This window comes from Sphingomonas sp. OV641, from assembly GCF_900109205.1.
Classification (GTDB): Bacteria; Pseudomonadota; Alphaproteobacteria; order Sphingomonadales; family Sphingomonadaceae; genus Sphingomonas.
In genome coordinates, this window is the sequence record NZ_FNZB01000001.1 from 1867821 (window position 1) to 1890752 (window position 22932).

Genomic DNA, 22932 nt, shown 5'->3' on the forward strand with positions numbered 1-22932 from the left:
CACGCTTCCACTGCGTCGCGTTTCCTGTTGCAACTGACTTAATCGGGCCGCACAAGCGTGACGAAACACGTCCATTAGGCGGAGAGGCACAATGCAAAGCTATCTGAAGCATTATATCGATGGCGCCTGGGTCGACAGCGAAGGTGGCAAGCGCCACGAGGTCATCGATCCCGCCACCGAGCAGGCAACCACCGAGATCACGCTGGGCACGGAAGCCGACGTCAACAAGGCAGTCGCCGCCGCCAAGAAAGCCTTCAAGACCTGGGCGGATTCCTCAGTGGAAGATCGCATCGCCCTGCTGGAGCGGATCATCGCGCTCTACAAGAAGCGCATTCCCGATCTCGCCGCTGCCACCAGCCGCGAAATGGGTGCCCCCATCTCATTCGCAAACATGGCGCAGGCGCCGGCTGGCCTCGGACATTTCATGGGCACGCTGGCCGCGCTCAAGGAGTTCACCTTTTCCGAACAGGCGGGCAAGGGCGCGCGCGTGGTGCATGAGCCGATCGGCGTCGTTGCCATGATCACGCCGTGGAACTGGCCGCTGAACCAGATCTGCGCGAAGGTCGCGCCTGCACTTGCCGCCGGCAACACCATGATCCTGAAGCCGTCTGAAGAAGCGCCGACCAACGCGATGATTTTTGCCGAGATCCTGGACGAGGCCGGCGTGCCCGCTGGCGTGTTCAACCTCGTCAATGGCGATGGTCCAACGGTTGGCGCGGCTCTCTCGGCGCACAAAGACGTCGACATGGTGAGCTTCACGGGTTCGACCCGTGCGGGCATCGCGGTGGCGACCGCCGCTGCCGCAACCGTCAAGCGCGTCCATCAGGAGCTCGGCGGCAAGGCGCCGAACGTCGTTCTGGAAGGCGCGAAGCTGGGCGAAGTGCTGCCCCCGACGCTGGCCGGCGTGATCGCCAACACCGGCCAGAGCTGCATCGCGCCAACCCGCCTGCTGGTTCACAAGAATCAGGTGAACGAGGCCGAAGAGGTCGTGAAGGCCATCATGGAAGCGACTCAGGTGGACACCCCCGAGAAGGAGGGTGCACACATTGGACCGGTCGTGAACAAGGCCCAGTTCGAGAAGATCCAGACCCTGATTCAATCCGCACTCGACGAGGGCGCACGGCTCGTCACCGGCGGCGTTGGGCGCCCGGATGGGCGCAACGCGGGCTATTACGTGAAGCCGACGGTTCTCGCCGGCGTCACGCCGGAAATGCGGATCTACCGCGAGGAAACGTTCGGGCCGGTCGCCACCATCACCACCTATGAGGATACGGAACAGGCGGTGGAGATGGCGAACGATACCGATTACGGCCTTTCCGCCACGATTTCAGGCGACCCGGCCGAGGCGGCGAAGATCGCTGGCAAGCTACGCGCGGGACTCGTGACCATCAACTCCTGGGGCCCCAACGGCGCGACGCCATTCGGCGGCTACAAATCCTCCGGCAACGGTCGCGAGGGCGGGAAATGGGGACTGACAGACTTCATGGAAGTGAAGACCATCGTCGGCGAAAACGCCGCCTGATTGGAAAACCAACAGCGGGCGCCCTGAAGAGGGCGCCCGTTTTCATAAGGGGAGAGGGAAAATGATCGTTAGCGTTCTGTATCCGAACCACGACGGCGCCAAGTTCGACGCCGGCTATTACAAGGCGAAGCATGCCGAACTGGCACGCGAGATCTGGAACCCCGACCGGGTGGAACTGATCGAAGGGCAGGCCCCGGGCGGCGGCGCTGCGCCGTTCGCGTTGATCGCCCATTTCCACTTCGCATCGCCCGAGGCGATGGGACAGGCCATGGCCAATCCGCGGATCGGCGAGCTTCAGGCGGATGTGCCGAACTTTACGGACATCACCCCGACGATCATGGTCGGCCGCACGCTCTGATCTGATGACGGCACGCGCGCGCCTCACCACAGGCGTCGCGCGGCCCTGTGCAGGTGCGCCGCGCTCTTCAGCGCTCGTGTCAGGTTCCTTGCGAGCGCGTCCCGCACCTGAGAAGCGGCGAGTTCGCTTCACTCCGGCTTCGATATCGCCAACCGAGCACCTCGGACCAGTTCTGCGAAACCCAGGGCACGGTCGGTCGCGAACGCTTACGAGCAGTTAGAGTGAACTCAGCAGTGGGTGCTCAACGGCGTCTCGCCGGGAGAGAAGTTGTTCGCGGCACGTAGGTCGACAAGCTCAGTGCCGACGAAGGCCAGGATCCAAATCGATCCAGAATAATCACAGCGCCGACCATACGAACGCCAGGTCCAGCTAAGATCTTATCGTCGGGGCAATCCGCAGCCCCGACTCGGCGCAACATCCGAACCTAACGGCCGCTGTGCGGCGGCAAGGCAGATCGCATATTCCGACGAGAGCACTAAAGGGATCTAGCCGGCGCCGCTATCCGCAGCGCCGGATCAGCACTCTTTTAGATCAGCGGCCAGCGGGAGCTTCGGCGCCAGGAATCGCCGCCCCGGGAGCACCGCCCATAATCTGCTGCTGCTGCAGCTGGCGAAGCACCGCCTCCGGCAGGAAGTCGATCAGTTCGACATCGAAGACGAGCGTCGAGTTTCCGGGGATCGGCCCCTTCGTCTCGGCACCATAGCCGAGCTCCGGCTTGATCCAGAAGCGGTACTTGGCGCCCTTCGGCATGAGCTTCAGCCCTTCGGAGAAGCCCTTCACGACGCCGGTTACGGGAAACGGCGTCGGCTGCTGCGACTTGTCGAAGGTGGTGCCGTCAAGCAGCTTGCCTTCGTACATCACCAGCGCAACGTCGGTATCGGTCGGCTTCGGGCCAGACCCAGCCTCCAGCACCCGATATTGCAGGCCGGAAGCCGTCGTCACCACGCCAGCCGCACGCGCATTACGCGTCAGGAAATCGTCACCCTGAACTGCGAGCGCCGCCGCCGCCACAACCGCGGCGATGATGCCGGCGATCAGCCAAAGGACATAGCTGCGCTTGACCGGCGCGATCGGAACGGCGGTGACGGACGACATGGCGATCCCTCGGTCATGACCAGGCGCGAATCACCGCGCCTGGATTGCAGCGAATGTTGATAAAGTTGATGCAGACGCGCGGGTCTTACCGTGCGCCGTCACGCTCCGCACGCTTGCGCTCCAGCTTGCGGGCGCGGCGAACGGCAGCGGCACGCTCACGTGCGCGCTTTTCCGACGGCTTCTCGTAATGCCGGCGCAGCTTCATCTCGCGATACACGCCTTCACGCTGCAGCTTCTTCTTGAGCGCGCGCAGGGCTTGGTCGACGTTGTTGTCGCGAACGATGATCTGCATAAAACCGACACTTCTCCGAGATCTGAAACAGCCCGATTCCGCAAAACGGAAACGGCGGCAGCGAGCGTAGCCCGCGCCGTGAACCCGCTGCGTCTACCACTCCGCCGGTGTCCGCGCAACCCGCCGCGCTGTGGCGATTGCGTCACAGCACGCGCCACGCCTTTGCGCGCAGGCGTGGCGGCGGTAGAGCGCGCTTCATGACGACGCTTTCGCTCTACGACAGCCTTTCGCGCTCGCTGCGCGCATTCAAGCCCCTCGACCCGGCGAAGGGCGTACGAGTCTATTCCTGCGGGCCAACCGTCTACAATTATGCCCATGTCGGCAATCTGCGCGCCTATGTCTTCACGGACACGCTGTCGCGCGTGCTGACGTGGAAGGGTTATGACCTCACCCATGTCATCAACATCACCGATGTCGGGCACCTCACCTCCGACGCGGATGCCGGCGATGACAAAATGGAGGCCGCGGCCAAGCGCGCCGGCAAGGACATCTGGGCGATCGCGCGCCATTACACCGATGCGTTCAAGCAGAATCTGGCGGATCTCAACATCCGCAATCCCACACATCTGCCGTTGGCGACCGATCACATCGCCGAGATGATCGACTTCGCCGCGCAGATCGAGGCGAAGCATTGCTACCGTCTCGACAGCGGCCTGTATTTCGACGTGACCACCGTTCCCGAATACGGGCGGCTCGCCCGATCGGCGGATGATACCGGCGAGAGCCGGATCGATCCGGTCGCCGGCAAGCGTCACGCCCAGGATTTCGCTATCTGGCGCACGTCGGCGCCAGGTGAAAATCGACAGATGGAGTGGGACTCGCCCTGGGGTCGCGGTGCGCCCGGCTGGCACCTGGAATGCTCCGTCATGAGCAAGAAATATCTCGGCGAATCATTCGACATCCACACCGGTGGCATCGACCACCGCGAAATCCATCATCCCAACGAGATCGCGCAGAACCAGGCGCATTGCGGCTGCGCCGATAGCGGCGCCGCTTTTTGGATGCACAACAACTTCCTGGTCGAGCGCGCCGGCAAGATGAGCAAGTCGTCGGGCGAGTTCCTGACGCTACAGGCGGTGATCGACCGCGGGTTCCACCCCCTGTCCTACCGTATGCTGTGCTTGCAGGCGCATTATCGCAGCGAGCTGGAGTTCTCCTGGGAAAATCTGGCCGCCGCTCAGGTGCGGCTGAAGCGACTCGTGCAGGCGGTGGAAGGCCTTCGTTCCCGAGCGGATGCGCCGGCAAAAGGCTCCGCAGCAGGGTACCGCGAACAGCTCGATACCGCCGTCTCGGACGATCTCAACACGCCAAAGGCGCTGCCGGTGCTTGATGCCCTGATTGCGGACAAGAAGGTGTCGCCGGCAGACCGGCTTTCCGCGTTGACCGATTTCATCGAGATACTGGGCTTACCGCTCGACACGATCACGCGCGAAGATCTTCGCGTCCGACCGGCTTCCGCCGCCATCGACGAGGCTGCGATCATGAGCAGGCTGGCCGAGCGGCAGGACGCCCGCGCGCGAAAGGATTTCGCCGCTTCCGACGCGATTCGCGACGAACTCGCCGCGGCCGGCGTCGAGGTGATGGACGGCGACCCGATCGGTTGGGACTGGCGCACCACCGCGACCTGACACGCGACAGCGCGAACGCACGAGCAGTTAGCGCAGCGGTGCATCCCGCTGCGCCAGGATTGGCGGGACGTAAGGCTGTTCGCCCTTGGGAATGGCCGCCGCAGCGGCTTCGATCGCTGCGATCCGGCGCCTTGTGGCGGGATGCGTCCGGCTCCGGAACAGCCCTCCGTCGATGTCGCCGCCATGCTCCCGCCAGAAGCGGGCGGCCGAGGCGGGATCATAGCCGGCATTGTGGAGGAGGACGACGCCAAGCGCGTCGGCCTCAAGCTCCACCGCCTGACCAAGCTGTGCATTGCGCCCGAGTTCGCCGAGCAGCCCGCCCTGCACGCCGGCAGCTTCAAGGCGGACACGATGCTTCAGGATGACATGCGCCAGCTCATGGGCGACGATGACGGCGGTTTCTTCATCACGGTACCGTTCGAAAAACCGCACTCCGATCTGAATGACCTTGCCGTCTGACTGGGCAGTCATCTTCGGCCCCAGCACCACCTCGAACCGGCCGCGACAGCCTCGGGGAGCCGTCATCTCTATCTCGTGGCGACTGCCATTCCGAACCAACGTCGCGCTAACCGGGCTTTCCTGTCGCTCCAGCACGTCGAGCGCAGCGTCGCGGTCCGCGCTGGACGGCGGCGGCGCGTTTGCGACGAGTGGCTCCGATCCAAGGGCGGCCAGCCCGTCATTGGCGCGGATGCCGGCCGCCGCTGCCGGGGAGCCGGGCACCACTCCCTCCACCGAAATGGGCAAAGGGAAGCCGAACACCTGGCGCGCGGCGCCCTGTGACGCGGCGTCATATTGGGTGCGGGCGTGTAGAACCATGCCGCTTGCCGGCACGGTATCCCGGCACAGCCTCGCGTTCGACGTGACCAGCCGATGCGCGATGGTGGCCAGGCGCAGGTCGATGGCGCGCAGCGCCTCCAGGCTGGCGGTGTCAGGTTCGGCAGGTGCGGCGGGGGCCGAAGCGGCGAGAGCAATGGAAAGAAGAGCGATCACATCAACCCGATAGGCGAGCCGGGCACGCCGCGCTATCAATCGTGGTCATGAAGGCCGTTTTACCCGCAATCGCCCGTCCGCTGCTCGAACCGCAGCTTCCGTCGGATCTGGAGATCTCTTGGTGGTCGAGCCCGGCCGATGCAAAGGCGATGATCGCCGATGCCGAGATTGCCTGGGTCGACATGCAGCCGACAAAGCTGACTGAAGAGACACTGCGCGCCGCCGGAGACGGGCTGAAGTGGGTTTCGACCATTTACGCCGGCTTGGACGCCTTCCCCTTGGACGTGCTGCGCGCGCGTGGGGCGACGCTCACTAACGGCGTGGGCATCAACGCCATTGCAGTGGCCGAATATGCCGTACTGGGCGTGCTCGCAGCCGCCAAACGCCTGGATGAGGTGATCCGCGCGCAGGACCGGGCCGAGTGGCTGCGCGATTCGCCGGGCAAGATCGAGCTCGCCGATACGAAAGCCATCGTCATCGGATATGGTGCGATCGGCCGTCTGATCGGTGAGCGACTGTCGGCGTTCGGCGTCGAGGTCACGGGCGTGACCCGTTCCGGCAGCAATGGCACGCTTACCCCCGACAAGTGGCGGACGCAGCTTGGCGCATTCGATTGGGTGATACTCGCAGCTCCCTCCACTGGAGAGACCAAGTCAATGATTGGTGAGCCCGAGCTTGCGGCGATGAAGCCGGGCGCGTGGCTGATCAACATCGCGCGCGGCGACATGATCGATGATGATGCCCTGTTGTCAGCATTGCGCGACGGGAAGATTGGCGGTGCGTTCCTCGACCCGACCAATCCGGAACCGCTACCGTCCGATCACCCCTTGTGGACGGCTCCGAATTGCATGATTTCCATGCATCTGTCCGGACGCAGCCAGACCAAGATGTTCCAGCGCGCTGGAGCCATGTTCCTGCGCAACCTGGCCGCATACCGTGCTGGGCGGCCGATGGAGAATGTCGCGGATCTCGACCGCGGCTATTGATCAGCCGATCAGACCATCGTCATCGGCCGCAAGCACGCGGCCCATGGCATCAAACAGATTGTCCATTGCGACCGGCTTGAAGATCACCTCGTCAGCGCCAGCGGCGAGGCAGCGCTCGCGCAGATCGATCGCCGTATCAGCGGTAACAACGATGATGGGAACGCGCGCCTTCTGATCCGAGCGGGCGCGGATGTGGCGAATCGCCGTAATCCCATCCATGCCGGGCATTCGAAGATCGACCAGGAGCATGTCGAACTCCTGATCGTCCAGCAGCCGCAGCCCTTCCTCTGCGCTTTCCGCCTCGATCATGTCCGCCCCGGCCACGTTAAGCATGTCGCGGACGACACGGCGGTTCATCCTATCGTCCTCAATAAACAGGACGTTCATGGCCGCAGGCCAGACAGGCAGGCTAATCGTTCCATTGCCACCGTGATTATTGTCTCAAGCGGCGCGGGAAACAAGAGCCGAGACGTTAGGTTCGTCGCTAAACACGGCCTGGACTAGCGCTTCTTTGCCAATCGGCTTGGTGATGAAGCGAGACACGCCTGCTTCGGCCAGCCGCGTCTGTTCAAGCGGCTCCAGACGCGGCCCGAGCAACGCGATCCGTGCGTCCGGCGCTGCCTCAGTCAGCGCACGCACAGCCGCCACCATGTCATCGCTCGCGCGCAGGGTCTGATCATCCAGAAGCAGCGTTGCGGGCTGCTGGGCTTGCAGCGCGTCCCGGGCCTCATCGGCAGTGGCGGCGAAGGTCACTGCCCCGCCTACGGGCGACAACAACGCCTTGAACATGGCCCGCGTGATCGGATTGCGATCCAGAACCAGCACGCCTGCGCCCGACACCGCTTCCGCTTCATCCGCGATGGCCGGTTCATAGGGCAGGTCAAGCACGAACGTTGCGCCATCACCCTCTGCGCTGACAACCGTCACGTCTCCGCCCATCGCGCGGGAGAGATTGCGGCAGATCGACAGGCCGAGCCCGGTGCCGCCGAACTGGCGAGTCGTTCCGGCATCCGCCTGACGAAACGCCTCGAAGATAATCTCGTGCTTGTCCGGCGCGATCCCGATGCCCGTATCTGCGACAACCAACCGCCACCGATCGTCCACAATGCTGGCAGATACGCTGACATGACCGCTCGCGGTGAACTTCACCGCATTGGAGAGCAGGTTGAAAACGATCTGCCTGAGGCGCGTGGCATCTGCCATCGCGCAAGCCGGCGCGTTTGCCAGATCAAGGGAGAAGCCGATCCCCTTGGCACGTGCCTGATCCTCCCAAATCCGCGCTGCGTCCAATATCGTGCGCTTGATGTCGGTCGGCGCTTCCTCGATCGTCATCCGTCCGGTTTCGATCTTCGCCACATCCAGAATGTCATCGACCAAAGCGCGCATCGTCATGCCCGCACCATGAACGACGGACAGTCGATCGCGGGTCGGCAGGTCGGTTTCCGGATCAGCGAGCATCACCTGCGTCATGCCAAGGATGCCATTCAGCGGCGTGCGAATCTCATGACTGGTGGTTGCCAGAAACTCGGTCTTTGCTGCCAAAGCCTTGCCCAGCGCCGTGTTGGTGCGCGCCAAGGCGTTGCGGCTCCGCCGGATCGTGACGATGCCAATCACGAGCATGGCGATGATGAGCAACGTGCCCAGAAACAGCCATTGCTGAGTGCGGGCGCGGGACCGCTCCAGCTCAACCGTCTTTTGCAGATCGGCCGCCTTCAGTTGCGCAATGCGCAGATCCTGATTGGCAAAGTCGAACTGCGCGTTGGCGATGGCTGCGCTGTTGGACCGGGCGGTCGCCGTTGCCTGATCGTCCAGCCGCTTCAGCGCCGCGAGATGCTGAACCGCAAGGTCACTGCGGCCAAGCTTGGCATATATCTCATAAGCAACCTCGTGCGACGAGCGATCCGGTGGCAAAGTGTTCTCTAGATCCTTGCCGCTGAACCGTTCGGCGATCAGGCGCTCGGCCCTGTCGATGTTCCCACGTTCAAAGGCCGACTGGGCTGCAAGTGTGATAAAGCCGTCGCGATGCGCCGCCGCCTCCGGCTTGCTGGATAGGGCAAGCCCCTCGGCTATCGTCCGATCCGCGGCCGCCAGATCGCCCTTGGCGAGTAGAACCTCCGAGATATTGATCAGAACCTGGGCCTGCAGTGCCGGGCTCTTCATGTCCCGCGCAAAGACCAGTGCCTTGCGCAGTTCGGATTCGGCGCGGCTAAGGCGATTAAGCTCTCGCAGCGCCATACCACGGCCGTTGTGGATCGCGAGCGACAGGCCCGGATCGGCGCGGTAGGCGGCCATCGCCTCGTCGTAGTAGCGGAGCGCTCCCTCATAGTCGTTGCCAGTGGCATGGACCAAGGCGATCATTATCAGAGATTTGGCGCGACTCCTTGTGTCGCCAAGGTCTCGAAAATAATCATGAGCGCGGCGAAGGTCGGAAAGTGCGCGACCGATCTGCCCGGTCGCGTAAAGCACTCCTCCCTCTGAAAGCAGAATATCCGCATGCAGTTGGGTTCCGGGTGCGATTTTTTCCGCTGTGCGACGGGCACTCGACAGTGCCTCGGCCGCTCGCTGCGGTTCCATGACGCGGCTGTGCGCCTCCCCCATCAGCCATAGCGCGGTTGCTTCCATTTGAAGCGAGCGTGCGCGGCGCGCGTACCCCAGTGCAGATCGAGCCTCCGCGACAGCAGCTGCTGGGTCGGTCAACATGCGCGCCTTCACTGCGGCCGCAAGAGCCTCGAACCTTGGATCATTGATCCGGGAGGCAGGCGCTGCTGCAGCGAGAACCAGCGGCACCGCGATAAGAAGCAGGCAACTCCGCCAGATAGTGATCACCCGCGCTTCCAAGCGGTAGCCAAGGTGTTGAAGGTCGCGCGACTGTCTTGCGACACGAAGTGATGCCGATCTTCATCCAGGAAGGAGGTAAGCGCCTCCAGCGAGATCGGGCGACTGATCAGAAAGCCTTGAACCATATCGCATCCCATGACGGTCAAGAGCGCAAGCGCCGCATGAGTTTCTACGCCTTCCGCCACCACCTCCATCTCGAGTGCATGCGCGAGATCGATCGTGGAGCGTACGATTAGCGGGTCGCGGTTCGAGCTCGTCAACTGGGTGACGAACAGCTTGTCGATCTTCAGCTCACGGGCGGGCAGTTGCTTCAGATAGGCCAGACTTGAGAGACCGGCGCCGTAATCGTCGATCGCGATGACGATCCCGATATCGGCAAATCGCTGAAGGTTGGCGATGGCCGAAGCAGGATCACGGATGACCGACGTTTCGGTGACCTCAAAGCCAAGCTTCGCATCCGCCTCGGCAACCATGTGACACGCGGCGTCCACAAATGCCTGATCGCCGAGCAACTGGCCCGAAATGTTGATGAAGATGCGCAAATCGTGTCCGGCGGCAAGCAGTCGACGCTGGTCCTTGATCGCGCGCTCGATGGTCCAGATCGTGAGCTGATCGATGAGACCGCCATCTTCCGCGACGCCGATGAAGTCCCCCGGCAGGATCAGCCCGCGCGACGGATGCTGCCACCGCACCAACGCCTCAGCGCTGCCGATCTCCTGCCGCCGCACGTGGATCTTTGGCTGATAGGCAAGGAACAACTGGTCCTCGGCGATGGCGAGTTTCAGTTCTCGGGAGAGCGACCTGCTTTCGCGCGCGTCAAGCCCCGCCACATCATGTCGGACGGGCATGTGCGCCGCGCGCGCCTCGGCAAGTGCGGCCTCGGCCTCCTCGACTAGACGCACTTCATCGAGATGCGCCGCAGGTCCTGCCGCTGCCCCGAAACAGATCTCGAGCGCGTAGATCTCCCCATCCAGAACGAACTGCTCCTCGCAAGCGCCCCGAAGCAGGTCCAGCGTCTGGTCAAGTTCACCCGCGTCCGCCCCTTCGAACGCAAGCTCCAAGGTGGTTCGGCCAACCACCGTCAACCGCACGTCCGGCGCCGCTTGGGACAGTCGGGACGAGACGTCGGCGACTAGCAGGTCGCTACGTGCGCAACCCAGATAACGGCGAACCGCGGCGAAGTTCGCGATTTCCGCCAGGATAAGGAATCGCCAGGCCGGCCGCTGCGCCACTGCGGCGGATAAGCTCGTCAGCGAGCCGCGCCGCACGACGGGAGCCTTCACGGGATTGATGCCGGAACCGACCATATTGGTTCGAATACTAGGCAGGTTTGAAGATACCCTTAATTCACCGTTCGGCAATGCGGCAGCAGTGCTTCCCTTAATAAACTCTCTTGAAAGTTGGTAAAGGGAACGTTAACTACAAACCCGCGTCCGGTGGACGTGAAAACTAGGGAGTTCAAGATGCTCGCTTTCATTCTCGCCCTGATCTACGGCGGTTCGGACATTAAGCCCTGGTAAAGGGTGCCGACCACCCAAAGAGCGCGGACAAGGCTGCGGCTAGGCGGCGTTTTTCCGAGCAACACGGGTGGGTTCGCCGAGTAAATCAGTTAAAAGTTCAACGTTGCTGCCGCGCAGCTACCGAGAACAGAAAACCCCCGCTCCAGATGCTGGACGGGGGTTTTCTTTCGAGCCTTACAGCCGGCCAAGCTCGGAAGAGCAGATGAATCAGGCCAAGCTGCGCGCCACCGCTTCATTGACGATCTTTCCAGCGCGCACGTTAAGACCAGCACCCAGACCCGGATCTTCTTCGCACGCAGCGATGCCTTTATCGGCAAGCGCCAGACCATAAGGCAACGTCGCGTTGTTCAAGGCATGACTGGATGTCAGCGGCACAGCACCTGGCATGTTCGCCACACAATAGTGAATTACGCCGTCCACTTCATACGTGGGACTGGCGTGTGTGGTGGCATGACTGGTTTCAAAGCAACCACCCTGATCGATGGCGACATCGACCAGCACCGCCCGCTGCTTCATACTGCTCAGCATGTCACGCGTAACAAGTTTCGGAGCGGATGCCCCGGGGATCAGCACCGCCCCGATCACCGCATCGGCTTGCGCGATCTCCTGCTCGATCGCCTCTAACGTCGAAAAGCGAGTCCGGATTCGCCCCTGAAACAATTCGTCCAGTTCCCGCAGGCGGGGCAGCGACCGATCGATCACCGTTACGCTTGCGCCCAGCCCCACCGCCATTCGCGCCGCATGGGTTCCGACCACTCCGCCGCCAAGCACGACGACTTCGGCCGGCGACACGCCCGGTACGCCGCCGAGCAGAACGCCGCGCCCGCCATTAGGGGCCATCAGCGCCGATCCAGCTGCCTCAATCGCCAAGCGGCCCGCAACTTCGCTCATCGGCGCGAGCAGCGGCAGCCCACCGCCGCGATCGGTCACCGTTTCATAAGCCACGGCGGTGACGCCTGAGGCCATCAGGCCTTTGGCCTGCTCCGGATCGGGCGCCAGGTGCAGATAGGTGAAGAGGATCTGATCCTCCCGAAGCTGGATCCACTCGCTTGGCTGCGGCTCCTTTACCTTCACGATCATCTGTGCGGTCGCGAAGACCTCCTGCGCCGTCGGTACGATGGTGGCGCCGGCCTGCTTATAAACCGAATCGTCCGCCGCAATGCCGGCGCCCGCTCCCGTCTCGACCAGCACCTGATGGCCACGGGCCACATATTCGCGAACGGCGCCTGGAGTAAGCCCGACTCGATATTCGTGATCCTTGATTTCCTTCGGCACGCCGACGCGCATGCGGATCTCCTTGTCATAAATCAGACCATCAAAAGGTAAGACGGGCCACAACGCCAACGGGGGAAGCTGCCGTTCCGGCAACCTCCCCCGCGTGGTTCATCTACCGTGAACCGCCAGCCCCGACCGCGGCTGCTTCAGCAGCCGCCTCAGGCCCAGCCACAAACGCCTTAGATGTCGTCGCCAAGCGCGCCCTTGACCTTGCCCATGAACTGCTGGCCCTTGCCCTTCATCTCCTGGCCGGCGCCTTCCGCTTCCAGGCGATCGTCGGCTGCCGTGCGGGTGGCCGGATCCTTATCCGCCATCGCCTGCTTGGTCTTGCCGACAGCCTCGTTCACATTGCCCTTAATCTTGTCGACCAACTCACCCATGATGTCCTCCGTTTTACCCTGAAGGAACGGGGTGGCGCACGCGATGTTCCCTCACGCCCGGGGATGGGCGGCGCGATAGACGTCCAGTAAATGTGCCGCATCCACGGCAGTGTAGATCTGCGTCGATCCAAGGCTTGCGTGGCCGAGCAGTTCCTGAAGTGAGCGCAGGTCGGCGCCCCTTCCCAGGAGATGGGTGGCAAAGGAATGCCGCAGAGCGTGCGGCGTGGTGCGATCCGAAAGGCCAAGGTTCGCCCGTGCAGCCCGCACCGCGGCGCGCACCACGCCGGGCGACAATGGCCCGCCGCGAACGCCGCGAAAAAGTGGCGCGTGACGTTCGATCGGCCATGGCGCGGTCGCCGCATAAGTCTCAAGCGCTTCGCGGACCTGGGGCAGCAGCGGCACGATCCGGACCTTGCCGCGCTTGCCGGTCACGGTGATCGTCTCGCCGAGCGGCAGGGCGGCACCCGTCAGCGACAGGGCTTCGCCGATACGAAGCCCGGCACCATAGAGCAGCAGCAGCAACGCCCAGTCGCGCTTGCCCGCCCATTCAAGCCGCGCGCCATCGCTAACCTCCTCGGCAAGGGCGACGACCTCATGCGGCGCAATCGGACGGGGCACACCCTTGCGGACGCGTGGTCCTTTCAGTCGTGGAGCACTTCCCTCGCCATTCGCCCACTCGAGGAAATCGCGCACTGCAGAAAGCTCCCGTGCGGCCGAGGCGTTGCCCAGACCATCGCCCCGCCGATGCGCCAGATATGCCCGCAGATCAGCCGGGGTCACCGTGGCCAAAACAGCACGATCGACCGGTCCACCTGCATGGCGACACATGAACGACAGGAACCGCACGGCACTCGCGCGATAGGCGCGTACGGTGTGCTCGGATCGGCGCAGGGTGCGGGAGAGATGCGCGGCGTACAAGATGGGCAAGTCATCCACCCGCCTCTTCTATCACCGGCTTCCCTCCGAGTCGCCTGCGCCCCATATGCGTATCCGCATGTCCCGTGCTCGCGTTCTCGTCCTCAATTCCGCGCTTGGCCCACTCGACTATCGCGTGCCCCATGGCATGTCGGTGGAGCCGGGCTCGATCGTCGTTGCGCCGCTTGGTCCACGTCAATTGATGGGCGTGGTGTGGGAGCCGGAGCGACTGCCTTCGGACGCCGAGGTCGGCGACAACCGGTTGCGCAACCTGCTGGCAGTCGCAGATGCGCCGCCACTCCGCCCAGCGCTGCGACGGCTCATCGAATGGACGGCGGACTATTATCTCGCGCCACCCGCCTCGGTTGCCCGCATGGCGCTATCCTCGACATCCGCACTGGAAGGATCGCGTCACGTCGTCGAGTATCGCGCGACCGGGCACGTACCGGCACGCATGACGGCGCAACGCGAGCAGGCATTGGAACGGATCGGCGATCGCCAGGGTCTGATCCGCGAACTCGCTGCCATCGCTGACGTATCGGACAGCGTGATTCGCGGGCTGGTGAAAGCGGGCGCGATCGAGAGCGTCGAGGTGGACATCGACAGCCCCTATCCGCTGCCCCGCGCAGAACATGCGCCGCCGATCCTGTCTGAAGATCAACGCGCAGCCGCTGACGTACTCATCGCCGATGTCGCTGCCCGGGCCTTTCGTCCCACGCTGCTCGACGGCGTCACAGGATCCGGCAAGACCGAAGTCTATTTCGAAGCAGTGGCGGAGGCGCTTCGCCAGGATCAGCAGGTGCTGGTGCTGCTGCCGGAGATCGCGCTTACCGAACCGTTTCTCAAACGCTTTCACGACCGCTTCGGCTGCGAGCCGGTGGCCTGGCACTCGGGGCTCCGGTCGACGCAGCGGCGGCGCGCCTGGCGGGCGATCGCCAGCGGGGAAGCACGAGTGACGGTGGGCGCGCGCTCGGCGCTGTTCCTGCCTTATGCCAGGCTCGGGCTGATCGTCGTCGACGAGGCGCACGAGACCAGCTTCAAGCAGGAAGACGGCGTTCACTATCATGCCCGCGATGTCGCGGTGATGCGGGGCAAGTTCGAAAACTGCCCCGTCATTCTCGCCTCCGCCACGCCGGCGATCGAGACCCGCCAGCAGGTGACGCTCGGCAATTACAATGAGGTCAAGCTGCCCGGGCGTTTCGGCCCGGCCGAGATGCCCGCGATCGAGGCGCTCGATCTCCTCGAGCACAAGCCGGATCGCGGCCGGTGGCTGGCGCCGCCACTCGTCGCAGCCTTGGAGGAGACCCTTGCGAGGGGTGAACAGTCGCTGCTCTTCCTCAACCGTCGCGGCTATGCGCCACTGACGCTGTGCCGGCATTGCGGTCACCGTTTTCAATGCCCGAATTGCACCGCGTGGATGGTCGAGCATCGGTTGACTCGCCGTCTCGCCTGCCACCATTGCGGGCATATCGAGCCTGTTCCGCGTGCCTGCCCGGAGTGCAGCGAGGAGGACAGCCTTGTCGCCTGCGGCCCCGGCGTGGAACGGATTGCCGATGAAGCGACCGCGCTGTTTCCCGAGGCGCGCGTCGCGGTCGTCACCTCAGATACGATCTGGTCACCGGCAAAGGCGGCGGAGTTCGTCGGCCGGATGGAAGCCGGGGCAATCGACATCGTTGTCGGGACGCAGCTCGTAACCAAAGGCTACCATTTCCCCAACCTGACGTTGGTCGGGGTGGTGGATGCCGATCTCGGGCTGGAAGGCGGCGACCTGCGCGCGGCCGAACGAACCTTTCAACAAATTCGGCAGGTTTCCGGTCGCGCTGGCCGCGGCGAAAAGCCTGGCCGCGTGTTCATCCAAACGCACTCGCCCGGCGCACAGGTGATGCAGGCGCTCGTCACTGGCGATTCGGAAGCTTTTTATGAAGCGGAGACCGACGCCCGGCGCGATGCGGGCGCGCCGCCTTTTGGTCGATATGCAGCGCTCATCATTTCCAGTGAGGATCAGGCTGCGGCCCAGGAAACCGCTCGCCTGATCGGGCGAAGCGCGCCTGAAGTTGAAGGCATGCATGTTTATGGTCCGGCACCGGCGCCGCTGGCCATGTTGCGCGGGCGGCACCGCTTTCGCCTGTTGGTTCATGCCCGGCGCGCACTGGACGTGCAGGAGGTCATTCGCGGCTGGTTGGGTGCGATCGACTGGCCGTCTAAGGTGCGTGTCGCGGTGGACGTGGACCCCTACAGCTTTCTTTGACCGTGTTAGCGCGATGGGCGCTTTCGATTGCAGCCCGTTGGTTCACCGACGCTGGACGCGGAACATCCGCACCTGTCGCAGGTGCTTCCCGTCAACCTCGCGGCCGGCGGAGCACGATGTAGAGCGCGCCTTGTCCGCCATGTCGCGGATGGGCGCCGCGGACGGCCGCGATCGATCCCGCGTGACGCGATCCGCCCAGCCAGTCCCCGATCGCTGCACGGATTGCCCCTCGCGCATGCGGACGTTCGCTTTCCGGCCGGGGAGGCTTGCCCGTCACCAGCAGGATCACGCGATCACCACGGGCGATCGAGCGGGCGAGCGCGCCGTCCAGAAGGTCATGCGCAGAGTGCAATGTGTGCCCGTGGAGGTCGATCGTCGCATCCGGCGTCACCAGCCCGCGACTGAGCTTCTTGTCCCAGCCGCCGTCCAGCGTGATGCCCGGCACCGCTTTGGCCGGCGGCTCAGCTCGCTTCTTCGGCTGCGGCACCGGCCGCAGCGCAGCCTGAGTGGAGGAACGCTTCGCAGGCTCGCTGGTCGGTACCGGCCTGGGCACGGTGGCCGCCACCGCGCGTAGCGGACGGACCGTGGCCATCACCCGCGCCCAGAGCGCGGCTTCGTCGGGATTAAGGCCGCGCGACACCAAGCCGAGCCAGCGTGCCGCTGGGCACCAGCAGGAAGGCGGTGCCACGGGCGCTCATTCCACCTGCAATGGCGCGCGCCTCGTCGCCAGCGCCCCAGAAGGTGTCGAAGCGATTGGTGCCCTTGATCGCGCCGCCAGTGTCCTGCGCCACCCACAGCCCGGTTGCGTCCGTGCGGTCCATCGACAGGAACACCGGCGCGCCCAGCGGCACGAAGCGCGTGTCTGCCGCCACCGTCGCGCGATCCGAAACCGGCAAGCCCATCGCGCCGAGCGGCGGTCCGTCGAGCACGCGGAAAAAGACGTAGCTCTTGTTTTCGCGCATGATCGCCCGGCCTTTTTCGGGGTGGGCGTGAAGCCAGGCGACGATGCCTTGCATGCTCGCCTCGCCGCGTCCGATCAGACCACGATCGAGCATCAGCTTGCCAATGCCAGTGTAGTCGCGGCCGTTCTGGCTGTCATAGCCAATCCGCAGGACATCGCCGTCAGGCATGCGGACGAGCCCCGAGCCCTGCACCTGAAGGAAGAAAAGCTCTACCGGATCAACGGCATAGCCAAGCACGCGGGCCTTGCCGGTGAGCGCGCCTTCCTCGATCATGGTGCGGTCGTAATAAGGCACGAAGCTTGCCCCCTCGACCCGGCCGCGGATTTTCTTGCCCTTCAGATCGGTCGAGAACTGACCGAGGTCCACGTCCACCAGATCGCTCGGACGAGCATAGATCGGTGCGTAACCGGAGCGAAATGAGCGCGATCCGGCGATTTCCGGAATATAATAGCCAGTCGCGAACGCTTTCCCGTCGCCCACCTGCACCGTTTCGAACCAGCGGGTGAAGAACGCCCGCGCGTCCCCGCCGCGCGCCGCCGCGTCACAGGCCGGCTTCCAATCGGCCCCGCGGGTCAGCCCGGTCGGATCAGGGCGGCGCACCAGCGATGGGCAACTGATCCGAAAGGCAGCCAGCGCACGTTCGGCGGCATCGCCAGTGATCGGCAGACTGGAGACAGACGGTCCGGATACCAGGCCGGCGGTGACAGCGGTGACGGCGCCGGCAACGGCCGCGCTGGGCACAGGAGCGATTGGTGTGTCAGGCGTCGGCTGACGAACCGGGCCGGCCGGCCGTGTCGGTACAGCCGGCCGCGGAGCCGTTCCAATCCCGGAGGGCGACGGCGGCACCACCGTGCCGACACATGCGGATAACGAGAGCGCCGCAGCCAGCGCTATCCCCCCACGACGAAGCATCATTCCCCCGATCTTCAAGCCGCGCCCGATCTCAAGCCTGGCCGACCTTCAAGCCCTGACGATCAAGCCTTGATGGTCAAGCCTCGTCGGTATCCGACAGCTTCCAATTTGGATCGCTGCTACGCAGGGTACGGGCAAAGGTCCACACGTCATGGGTTTCAACCGCATCGCTGGTGGAGCCAGCGATGACATTGCCCTCCGCGTCGCGCGTGACGGCGGCGATCAGCGCATCGAAGCGCACCGTAATGCGGGCATCCTTCCCCTGAAGCGACGCACCAGTGATGACGGCGCGCTCGATCGAGACCAGCCGATTGTCCAGCACGTCGCCCGTCTCGTTACGCTGCGCAATGGCTTCGCCGAAGGCACGGCCCACATCCGGGGAAACAAGGTCGCGGAGCGCCTCTTCATCGCCCTTCCAAAATGATTCCAGGATCATTCGATAGGCACCCTGTGCGCCATCCATGAACCGCGCGACATCAAAGCCCGGCTCGACGGCAATGATCGCGCGGACGCCCGGCTCGGCATTGCCCTCGAACGGCTTTACTACCGGCTCACGCGGCTCACTGGTCTTCTCCACCGCACGCGGCAGCGGAGCCGGCACGGGCCGCTCCTCCGCGGGCTTGGGCAACGGTTCATGCCCCGTACGCTTGCCCAGCACCGAATACAGCCGGAGCGCAAGAAACGCGGCAACCATCGCGAGAAGGACTATATAGAACACCCGGCCTCCGATACGCTAAGGTTCCAACATAGTCGCCAACGCCCGACGTTTCAAATGGGTGCGGGTGCCCCTTGGCAGCGGCGTTGAAACCGGTCGGGTCGCCTGCTAGGCGCCCACGCATCGTGCGCGGCCCATGCCGCGCCCTTCTCCCTCAAGGAACGACGACATGGACGAGCAGGATACTGGCGCCGGTTTCGGGACCACGCCGCAGCCGAACGGCGAAGATACGACGCCGGCGGTCGGCCTGATCTCGCAATATGTGAAGGACCTGTCGTTCGAGAACCCGAACGCCCCGGCGGTCTTCCAGAACCAGCAGGGTCCGGAAATCAACGTGCAGTTCGATATCGCCGCCAATCAAGTGGGCGAGGACGCACATGAGGTAACGCTGAAGATCGAGGTCCGCGCCGAGACGCAGGGCCGCGTCACCTTCCTGGTCGAGTTGGCCTATGCCGGCCTGTTCGGCGTGCGCAACGTGCCGCTGGACGCGCTCCAGCCGTTCCTGCTGGGCGAGGCGCCGCGCCTCCTCTTCCCGTTCGCGCGCCGCGTAGTGGCGGACACGATCCGCGACGGCGGCTTCCCGCCGCTGCTGCTGGAGCCGATCGACTTCAACGCGCTCTACCTGCAGCAAGCCGAGCAGCGCGATGCGCAGCTGCAGGCCGGGAATTTCGGTCAGGCCTGAGGGCGGGTTCCACTTACTTGTAAGCCGAACGGTTCCTCCCCCCGTTCGGGCCGAGCCTGTCGAAGTCCGTGTTCCGGACACGCCCTTCGACAAGCTCAGGGCGAACGGGGATCCTGGTGAACGGGGCGTAGCAAGATGAATCTCACCCGCGCGCTTGGTTCGGTCGGTGGGCTGACGCTTGCCAGCCGCGTGCTCGCGCTGGCGCGCGATACGCTGCAGGCGAGCTATGTCGGTGCGGGGTTCGCCTCCGACGCATTCTTCGTCGCATTCCGCCTGCCCAACATGTTCCGCGCGCTGTTCGCGGAGGGTGCGTTCAACGCCGCGTTCATCCCCCTCTTCAACAAGAAAATCGCCGAGGGCGGCGGGGCAGAAGGCGGCGGCACGGCGGCCGGGATCGACTTCGCCGAGCGCGCCCTTGCCCTACTCTTCCCGGTGCTGGCGGTGTTCACCGCGGCGATGCTGGCCGCGGCGTGGCCGATCACCTGGGGCCTGTCCGGCGGGTTCGAGCGGCAGCATCCGAGCGCGGCGCAATTCGCCTTTGCCGTCACGCTATCGCGCATCACCATCCCCTATCTTCTGCTGATCTCGCTTGCCTCGCTGCTGGGCGCGATCCTCAACTCGCTCGGGCGCTTCTGGGTCAACGCGGCGGCGCCGATCCTGCTCAACGTCGCGATGGTCGGCGGGCTGCTGTTCTTCCACGGCGCGGACCCATATGAGACGGCGCGGTCGCAGGCGGTGGCGGTCACTGTCGGCGGGGCGATGCAACTCGCGTGGCTGTGGTGGGCATGCCGGCGCGCGGGCGTGAGCCTGAAGCTGCGCATGCCGCGGCTCGACGACGACGTGCGGCGCCTGCTGAAGCTGATCGTGCCGGCGGCGACCGGCGCGGGGGCGGCGCAAATCAACCTCGCCATCTCCACCGCGCTTGCCGGCGGGCTGCTGTCCGCCGGGTCGATCTCGGCGATCTATTACGCCGACCGGCTCAACCAGCTGCCGCTGGGCATGATCGGCATCGGGCTCGGCACCATCCTGCTCCCCGTCATCTCGCGCCAGCTGGCCGAGGGGCGCGAAGCGGAGGCGGTGGAAACGCAGAACCGCGGGCTGGAGCTGGCGCTGTTCCTCACCCTGCCCGCCACCGCCGCCTTCGTCTTCGCGGCCGAGCCGATCGTGCGCGGGCTGTTCCAGCATGGCGCGTTCGATGCGTCGGACACGACGCGCGCGGCGCTGGCGCTCTCCGCCTTTTCGATCGGCCTGCCCAGCTATGTGCTGGTCAAGGTGCTGACGCCGGGCTTCTACGCGCGGGCCGACACTGCGACGCCAGTGCGGCTGGCCTTGTGGTCTGTGGCGGTCAACCTGGTCGGCAACCTGATCCTGATCCCCCTGCTCGGCCGCTACGGCATCGGGCAGATGGGGCCACCGCTCGCCACTGCGCTAGCCTCGACGATCAACGTCGCCTCGCTCTACCTCGTGCTGGCACGGCGCGGGCATCTGGCGCTCGACGCACAGGTGCGCCGCCGCGTGCCACGGTTGGCGTTGGCCGCCGCAATGATGGGCGCGACCCTGCTCCTGATCGCGCCGCCAATCGACCCGTTTATGACCGGCTCGCTGCCGGTGCGCGCCGCGGCGCTCTGCGCGCTGGTCGGCGCGGGCGTGGCGGTCTATGGCATCGCCTGCGTGGTGACCGGCGCCTACCGGCTGTCGGACCTGCGCGCCCTCCTGCGTCGCAAGAAAGCAAGCTGATCATTATGCGCGTCATTTCCGGCATCAAGCCCACCGGCAACCTGCACCTCGGCAATTATCTCGGCGCGGTGAAGCAGTGGGTGGCGATGCAGGAGGAGATCTTGGGCCAGGGCGGCGAGACGATGTATTTCATCGCCGACCTCCACGGCCTGACCGAGTTCATCGCGCCGGCCGAGCTGCGCGCCAACACGATCGAGATGACCGCGACCCTGGTGGCGGCGGGGATCGATCCGGAGCGCTCGATCCTGTTCAACCAGACGCGCGTGCCGGCGCATAGCGAGCTGGCGTGGCTGCTAAACAATGTGGCGCGGGTCGGCTGGCTGAACCGGATGACGCAGTTCAAGGACAAGGCGGGGAAGAACCGCGAGGGCGCGTCGGTCGGGCTGTATGACTATCCAGTGCTGATGGCGGCGGACGTGCTGCTGTATAACGGCACGCATGTGCCGGTGGGCGAGGACCAGAAGCAGCATCTGGAGCTGGCGCGCGATATCGCGACGAAGTTCAACCAGGATTATGGCGTGGAGCTGTTCACCCAGCCCGAGCCGCTAATCAGCAAGGCCGCACCGCGGATCATGAGCCTGCGCGATGCGTCGGCCAAGATGTCCAAGAGCAACCCGTCCGAGCAATCGGTGGTGAAGCTGGTCGATTCGAACGACGCCATCGCGGAAAAATTCCGCAAGGCGAAGACCGATCCCGACGCGCTGCCCGATACGTGGGAGGCGCTGGACGGTCGCCCGGAGGCAAAGAACCTCGTGACCATCTTCGCCGCATTGGCGGATCGCACGCCGGAAGACGTGGTGGCTGAGTTCGCCGGTCAGGGCTTCGGACAGTTCAAGCCTGCGCTCGCCGATCTGGCGGTGGCCAAGCTCGGCCCGATCCGCGACGAGATGCTCCGCCTGCTGAACGACCGCGGCGCGATCGATGCGATCCTCGCCCGCGGCGCGGAAAAGGCCCGCGATCTCGCCGCGCCGGTGCTGGCCGAGGCGCAGAAGGCGATGGGGCTGCTGGCCTGACTGGTATCCAGCGGCCGGGGTTTTCGCCGTGGTCGCGGATCCGGTGACGATTGCCGATGGTAACCCTTTGTGTAACGCTGACGCCTTGCCAGCGTGAGTTCGAGCCATTCTAGACGCCCTTCGCCGACTTGGCCGATCAAAGCGCCCGCCCGCCACCGCCCGGGGTGAACGCATCTATGCGATCGGCGACGTGCACGGCTGCGTCGACCTGCTGAACGCGCTGTGGGCGCGGATCGTGGCGCATCAGGCCAGCTTGCCGGCCGTACCGACTACGCACGTCGTGTTCCTTGGCGATATCGTGGATCGTGGGCCGGATTCGCGCGGCGCGCTGGAGTGGCTGGATCGCAAGCGCCATGAGGTGCCGCGCATCACCACGCTGCTCGGCAACCATGAGGAAATGCTGCTGCGGACGTGCGACCGCGATCCGATGACCTTTGCCAATTGGCTGCGGAACGGTGGCACTCAGGCGGCGGCCAGCTTCGGCTTGCCCCCCTTCGACGGCGCGGATGCCGGCGCCTATATCGAGGAAGTGCGCGCCGCCGTGTCGCCGGAGTGGCTGGAGTGGATCCGCCGCTGGCCGCTGACGGCAGTGTCAGGCGACTATTTCTTCTGCCATGCCGGCATCCGCCCGGGGGTTGCTCTGCGCAAGCAGCAACGCCGCGACCTGCTGTGGATCCGCGAGGAGTTCCTGGACGATCCGCGCGATCATGGCGCCGTGATCGTGCACGGGCACACGATCTCGCCGCGCGTGGAAGTGCTGCCCAATCGCATTGGAGTCGATACCGGCGCCTATGCCAGCGGCGTTCTCAGCGCCGTTTATCTTGAAGGCACGACCGTCGAGGTGATCGCGACGGACCAGTGAGC

At 64.7% G+C, this 22932-nt stretch carries 21 protein-coding genes; 9 read left to right on the plus strand and 12 right to left on the minus strand.

Annotated features, from left to right (window positions below):
- The first annotated feature begins 91 nt into the window (after positions 1-91).
- Positions 92-1522: an aldehyde dehydrogenase family protein gene (locus tag BMX36_RS08920; RefSeq protein WP_066780547.1), complete on the plus strand. Its 1431-nt coding sequence runs from the start codon at positions 92-94 to the stop codon at positions 1520-1522.
- A gap of 61 nt (positions 1523-1583) precedes the next feature.
- Positions 1584-1880 carry an EthD family reductase gene (locus tag BMX36_RS08925; RefSeq protein ID WP_066780549.1) on the plus strand — a complete coding sequence of 99 codons (297 nt, stop codon included), beginning with the start codon at positions 1584-1586 and terminating at the stop codon, positions 1878-1880.
- Positions 1881-2411: 531 nt separating this feature from the next.
- Here BMX36_RS08925 and BMX36_RS08930 read toward each other — a convergent pair.
- Both BMX36_RS08930 and rpsU read right to left on the minus strand, forming a co-directional pair.
- Entirely contained in the window at positions 2412-2975 is a 564-nt protein-coding gene (locus BMX36_RS08930; protein WP_093064556.1) for an FKBP-type peptidyl-prolyl cis-trans isomerase, read from the minus strand.
- Between the two features lie 85 nt (positions 2976-3060).
- On the minus strand, positions 3061-3267 hold the full coding sequence (rpsU, locus tag BMX36_RS08935) for a 30S ribosomal protein S21 (protein ID WP_007404630.1): 207 nt from the start codon (positions 3265-3267) through the stop codon (positions 3061-3063).
- Between the two features lie 197 nt (positions 3268-3464).
- Between rpsU and cysS the strand changes: the two genes are divergently transcribed.
- Complete coding sequence (cysS, locus tag BMX36_RS08940; RefSeq protein ID WP_093064558.1) at positions 3465-4895, plus strand: cysteine--tRNA ligase; 1431 nt, start codon at positions 3465-3467, stop codon at positions 4893-4895.
- Positions 4896-4922: 27 nt separating this feature from the next.
- Here the strand turns inward: cysS and BMX36_RS08945 are convergent, their stop codons facing one another.
- Positions 4923-5885 carry a M48 family metallopeptidase gene (locus tag BMX36_RS08945; RefSeq protein WP_093065421.1) on the minus strand — a complete coding sequence of 321 codons (963 nt, stop codon included), beginning with the start codon at positions 5883-5885 and terminating at the stop codon, positions 4923-4925.
- A 47-nt stretch (positions 5886-5932) separates the two neighbouring features.
- Between BMX36_RS08945 and BMX36_RS08950 the strand changes: the two genes are divergently transcribed.
- A complete protein-coding gene (locus tag BMX36_RS08950) occupies positions 5933-6871 on the plus strand; it encodes a D-2-hydroxyacid dehydrogenase (RefSeq protein ID WP_093064560.1) in 939 nt (312 codons plus the stop codon).
- On the opposite strand, the gene BMX36_RS08955 is transcribed toward BMX36_RS08950, so the two are convergent.
- From BMX36_RS08955 to BMX36_RS08980, 6 genes are all read right to left on the minus strand, one after another.
- Positions 6872-7258, minus strand: a complete 387-nt coding sequence (locus tag BMX36_RS08955; RefSeq protein ID WP_066780555.1) for a response regulator — start codon at positions 7256-7258, stop codon at positions 6872-6874.
- A 54-nt stretch (positions 7259-7312) separates the two neighbouring features.
- Positions 7313-9229, minus strand: coding sequence for an ATP-binding response regulator (locus tag BMX36_RS08960; protein WP_371262839.1), 1917 nt, complete (start codon positions 9227-9229; stop codon positions 7313-7315).
- A 464-nt stretch (positions 9230-9693) separates the two neighbouring features.
- Positions 9694-10992 carry an EAL domain-containing protein gene (locus tag BMX36_RS08965; RefSeq protein WP_256210708.1) on the minus strand — a complete coding sequence of 433 codons (1299 nt, stop codon included), beginning with the start codon at positions 10990-10992 and terminating at the stop codon, positions 9694-9696.
- 444 nt (positions 10993-11436) lie between these two features.
- Positions 11437-12516 carry an alanine dehydrogenase gene (gene ald / locus BMX36_RS08970; RefSeq protein ID WP_093065425.1) on the minus strand — a complete coding sequence of 360 codons (1080 nt, stop codon included), beginning with the start codon at positions 12514-12516 and terminating at the stop codon, positions 11437-11439.
- 167 nt (positions 12517-12683) lie between these two features.
- A complete protein-coding gene (locus BMX36_RS08975; protein WP_066781377.1) occupies positions 12684-12884 on the minus strand; it encodes a CsbD family protein in 201 nt (66 codons plus the stop codon).
- Between the two features lie 51 nt (positions 12885-12935).
- Complete coding sequence (locus BMX36_RS08980) at positions 12936-13820, minus strand: tyrosine-type recombinase/integrase (protein ID WP_177179066.1); 885 nt, start codon at positions 13818-13820, stop codon at positions 12936-12938.
- Positions 13821-13878: 58 nt separating this feature from the next.
- On the opposite strand from BMX36_RS08980, the gene BMX36_RS08985 reads away from it, so the two are divergent.
- Positions 13879-16047 carry a primosomal protein N' gene (locus BMX36_RS08985; protein ID WP_093065429.1) on the plus strand — a complete coding sequence of 723 codons (2169 nt, stop codon included), beginning with the start codon at positions 13879-13881 and terminating at the stop codon, positions 16045-16047.
- Positions 16048-16138: 91 nt separating this feature from the next.
- Here BMX36_RS08985 and BMX36_RS08990 read toward each other — a convergent pair whose 3' ends face one another.
- The 3 genes from BMX36_RS08990 to BMX36_RS09000 all read right to left on the minus strand — a co-directional run bounded on the left by BMX36_RS08990 (position 16139) and on the right by BMX36_RS09000 (position 18639).
- The gene (locus tag BMX36_RS08990) at positions 16139-16639 is read right to left on the minus strand and encodes a Smr/MutS family protein (RefSeq protein WP_093065431.1); all 501 of its coding nucleotides are present in this window, start codon (positions 16637-16639) and stop codon (positions 16139-16141) included.
- Between the two features lie 31 nt (positions 16640-16670).
- The gene (locus BMX36_RS08995; RefSeq protein ID WP_093064564.1) at positions 16671-17924 is read right to left on the minus strand and encodes a murein transglycosylase A; all 1254 of its coding nucleotides are present in this window, start codon (positions 17922-17924) and stop codon (positions 16671-16673) included.
- A 73-nt stretch (positions 17925-17997) separates the two neighbouring features.
- Entirely contained in the window at positions 17998-18639 is a 642-nt protein-coding gene (locus BMX36_RS09000) for a Tim44/TimA family putative adaptor protein (protein WP_143058537.1), read from the minus strand.
- Between the two features lie 166 nt (positions 18640-18805).
- Between BMX36_RS09000 and secB the strand changes: the two genes are divergently transcribed.
- From secB to BMX36_RS09020, 4 genes are all read left to right on the plus strand, one after another.
- Positions 18806-19318 carry a protein-export chaperone SecB gene (secB, locus tag BMX36_RS09005; protein WP_066781381.1) on the plus strand — a complete coding sequence of 171 codons (513 nt, stop codon included), beginning with the start codon at positions 18806-18808 and terminating at the stop codon, positions 19316-19318.
- A 135-nt stretch (positions 19319-19453) separates the two neighbouring features.
- Positions 19454-21055, plus strand: coding sequence for a murein biosynthesis integral membrane protein MurJ (murJ, locus tag BMX36_RS09010; protein WP_093064568.1), 1602 nt, complete (start codon positions 19454-19456; stop codon positions 21053-21055).
- Between the two features lie 5 nt (positions 21056-21060).
- Positions 21061-22068 carry a tryptophan--tRNA ligase gene (gene trpS, locus BMX36_RS09015; RefSeq protein ID WP_093064570.1) on the plus strand — a complete coding sequence of 336 codons (1008 nt, stop codon included), beginning with the start codon at positions 21061-21063 and terminating at the stop codon, positions 22066-22068.
- Positions 22069-22240: 172 nt separating this feature from the next.
- A complete protein-coding gene (locus BMX36_RS09020) occupies positions 22241-22930 on the plus strand; it encodes a metallophosphoesterase family protein (protein WP_256210760.1) in 690 nt (229 codons plus the stop codon).
- Positions 22931-22932 lie beyond the last annotated feature (2 nt).

What these genes read in the sequence shown, in the direction of transcription:
- BMX36_RS08920 (WP_066780547.1), top strand. Translation starts at nt 92, where the DNA reads ATGCAAAGCTATCTGAAGCATTATATCGATGGCGCCTGGGTCGACAGC.
- BMX36_RS08925 (WP_066780549.1), top strand. Translation starts at nt 1,584, where the DNA reads ATGATCGTTAGCGTTCTGTATCCGAACCACGACGGCGCCAAGTTCGAC.
- BMX36_RS08930 (WP_093064556.1), bottom strand. Translation starts at nt 2,975, where the DNA reads ATGTCGTCCGTCACCGCCGTTCCGATCGCGCCGGTCAAGCGCAGCTAT.
- rpsU (WP_007404630.1), bottom strand. Translation starts at nt 3,267, where the DNA reads ATGCAGATCATCGTTCGCGACAACAACGTCGACCAAGCCCTGCGCGCG.
- cysS (WP_093064558.1), top strand. Translation starts at nt 3,465, where the DNA reads ATGACGACGCTTTCGCTCTACGACAGCCTTTCGCGCTCGCTGCGCGCA.
- BMX36_RS08950 (WP_093064560.1), top strand. Translation starts at nt 5,933, where the DNA reads ATGAAGGCCGTTTTACCCGCAATCGCCCGTCCGCTGCTCGAACCGCAG.
- BMX36_RS08955 (WP_066780555.1), bottom strand. Translation starts at nt 7,258, where the DNA reads ATGAACGTCCTGTTTATTGAGGACGATAGGATGAACCGCCGTGTCGTC.
- BMX36_RS08960 (WP_371262839.1), bottom strand. Translation starts at nt 9,229, where the DNA reads ATGATCGCCTTGGTCCATGCCACTGGCAACGACTATGAGGGAGCGCTC.
- ald (WP_093065425.1), bottom strand. Translation starts at nt 12,516, where the DNA reads ATGCGCGTCGGCGTGCCGAAGGAAATCAAGGATCACGAATATCGAGTC.
- BMX36_RS08975 (WP_066781377.1), bottom strand. Translation starts at nt 12,884, where the DNA reads ATGGGTGAGTTGGTCGACAAGATTAAGGGCAATGTGAACGAGGCTGTC.
- BMX36_RS08985 (WP_093065429.1), top strand. Translation starts at nt 13,879, where the DNA reads ATGTCCCGTGCTCGCGTTCTCGTCCTCAATTCCGCGCTTGGCCCACTC.
- BMX36_RS08990 (WP_093065431.1), bottom strand. Translation starts at nt 16,639, where the DNA reads ATGGCCACGGTCCGTCCGCTACGCGCGGTGGCGGCCACCGTGCCCAGG.
- BMX36_RS08995 (WP_093064564.1), bottom strand. Translation starts at nt 17,924, where the DNA reads ATGATGCTTCGTCGTGGGGGGATAGCGCTGGCTGCGGCGCTCTCGTTA.
- secB (WP_066781381.1), top strand. Translation starts at nt 18,806, where the DNA reads ATGGACGAGCAGGATACTGGCGCCGGTTTCGGGACCACGCCGCAGCCG.
- murJ (WP_093064568.1), top strand. Translation starts at nt 19,454, where the DNA reads ATGAATCTCACCCGCGCGCTTGGTTCGGTCGGTGGGCTGACGCTTGCC.
- trpS (WP_093064570.1), top strand. Translation starts at nt 21,061, where the DNA reads ATGCGCGTCATTTCCGGCATCAAGCCCACCGGCAACCTGCACCTCGGC.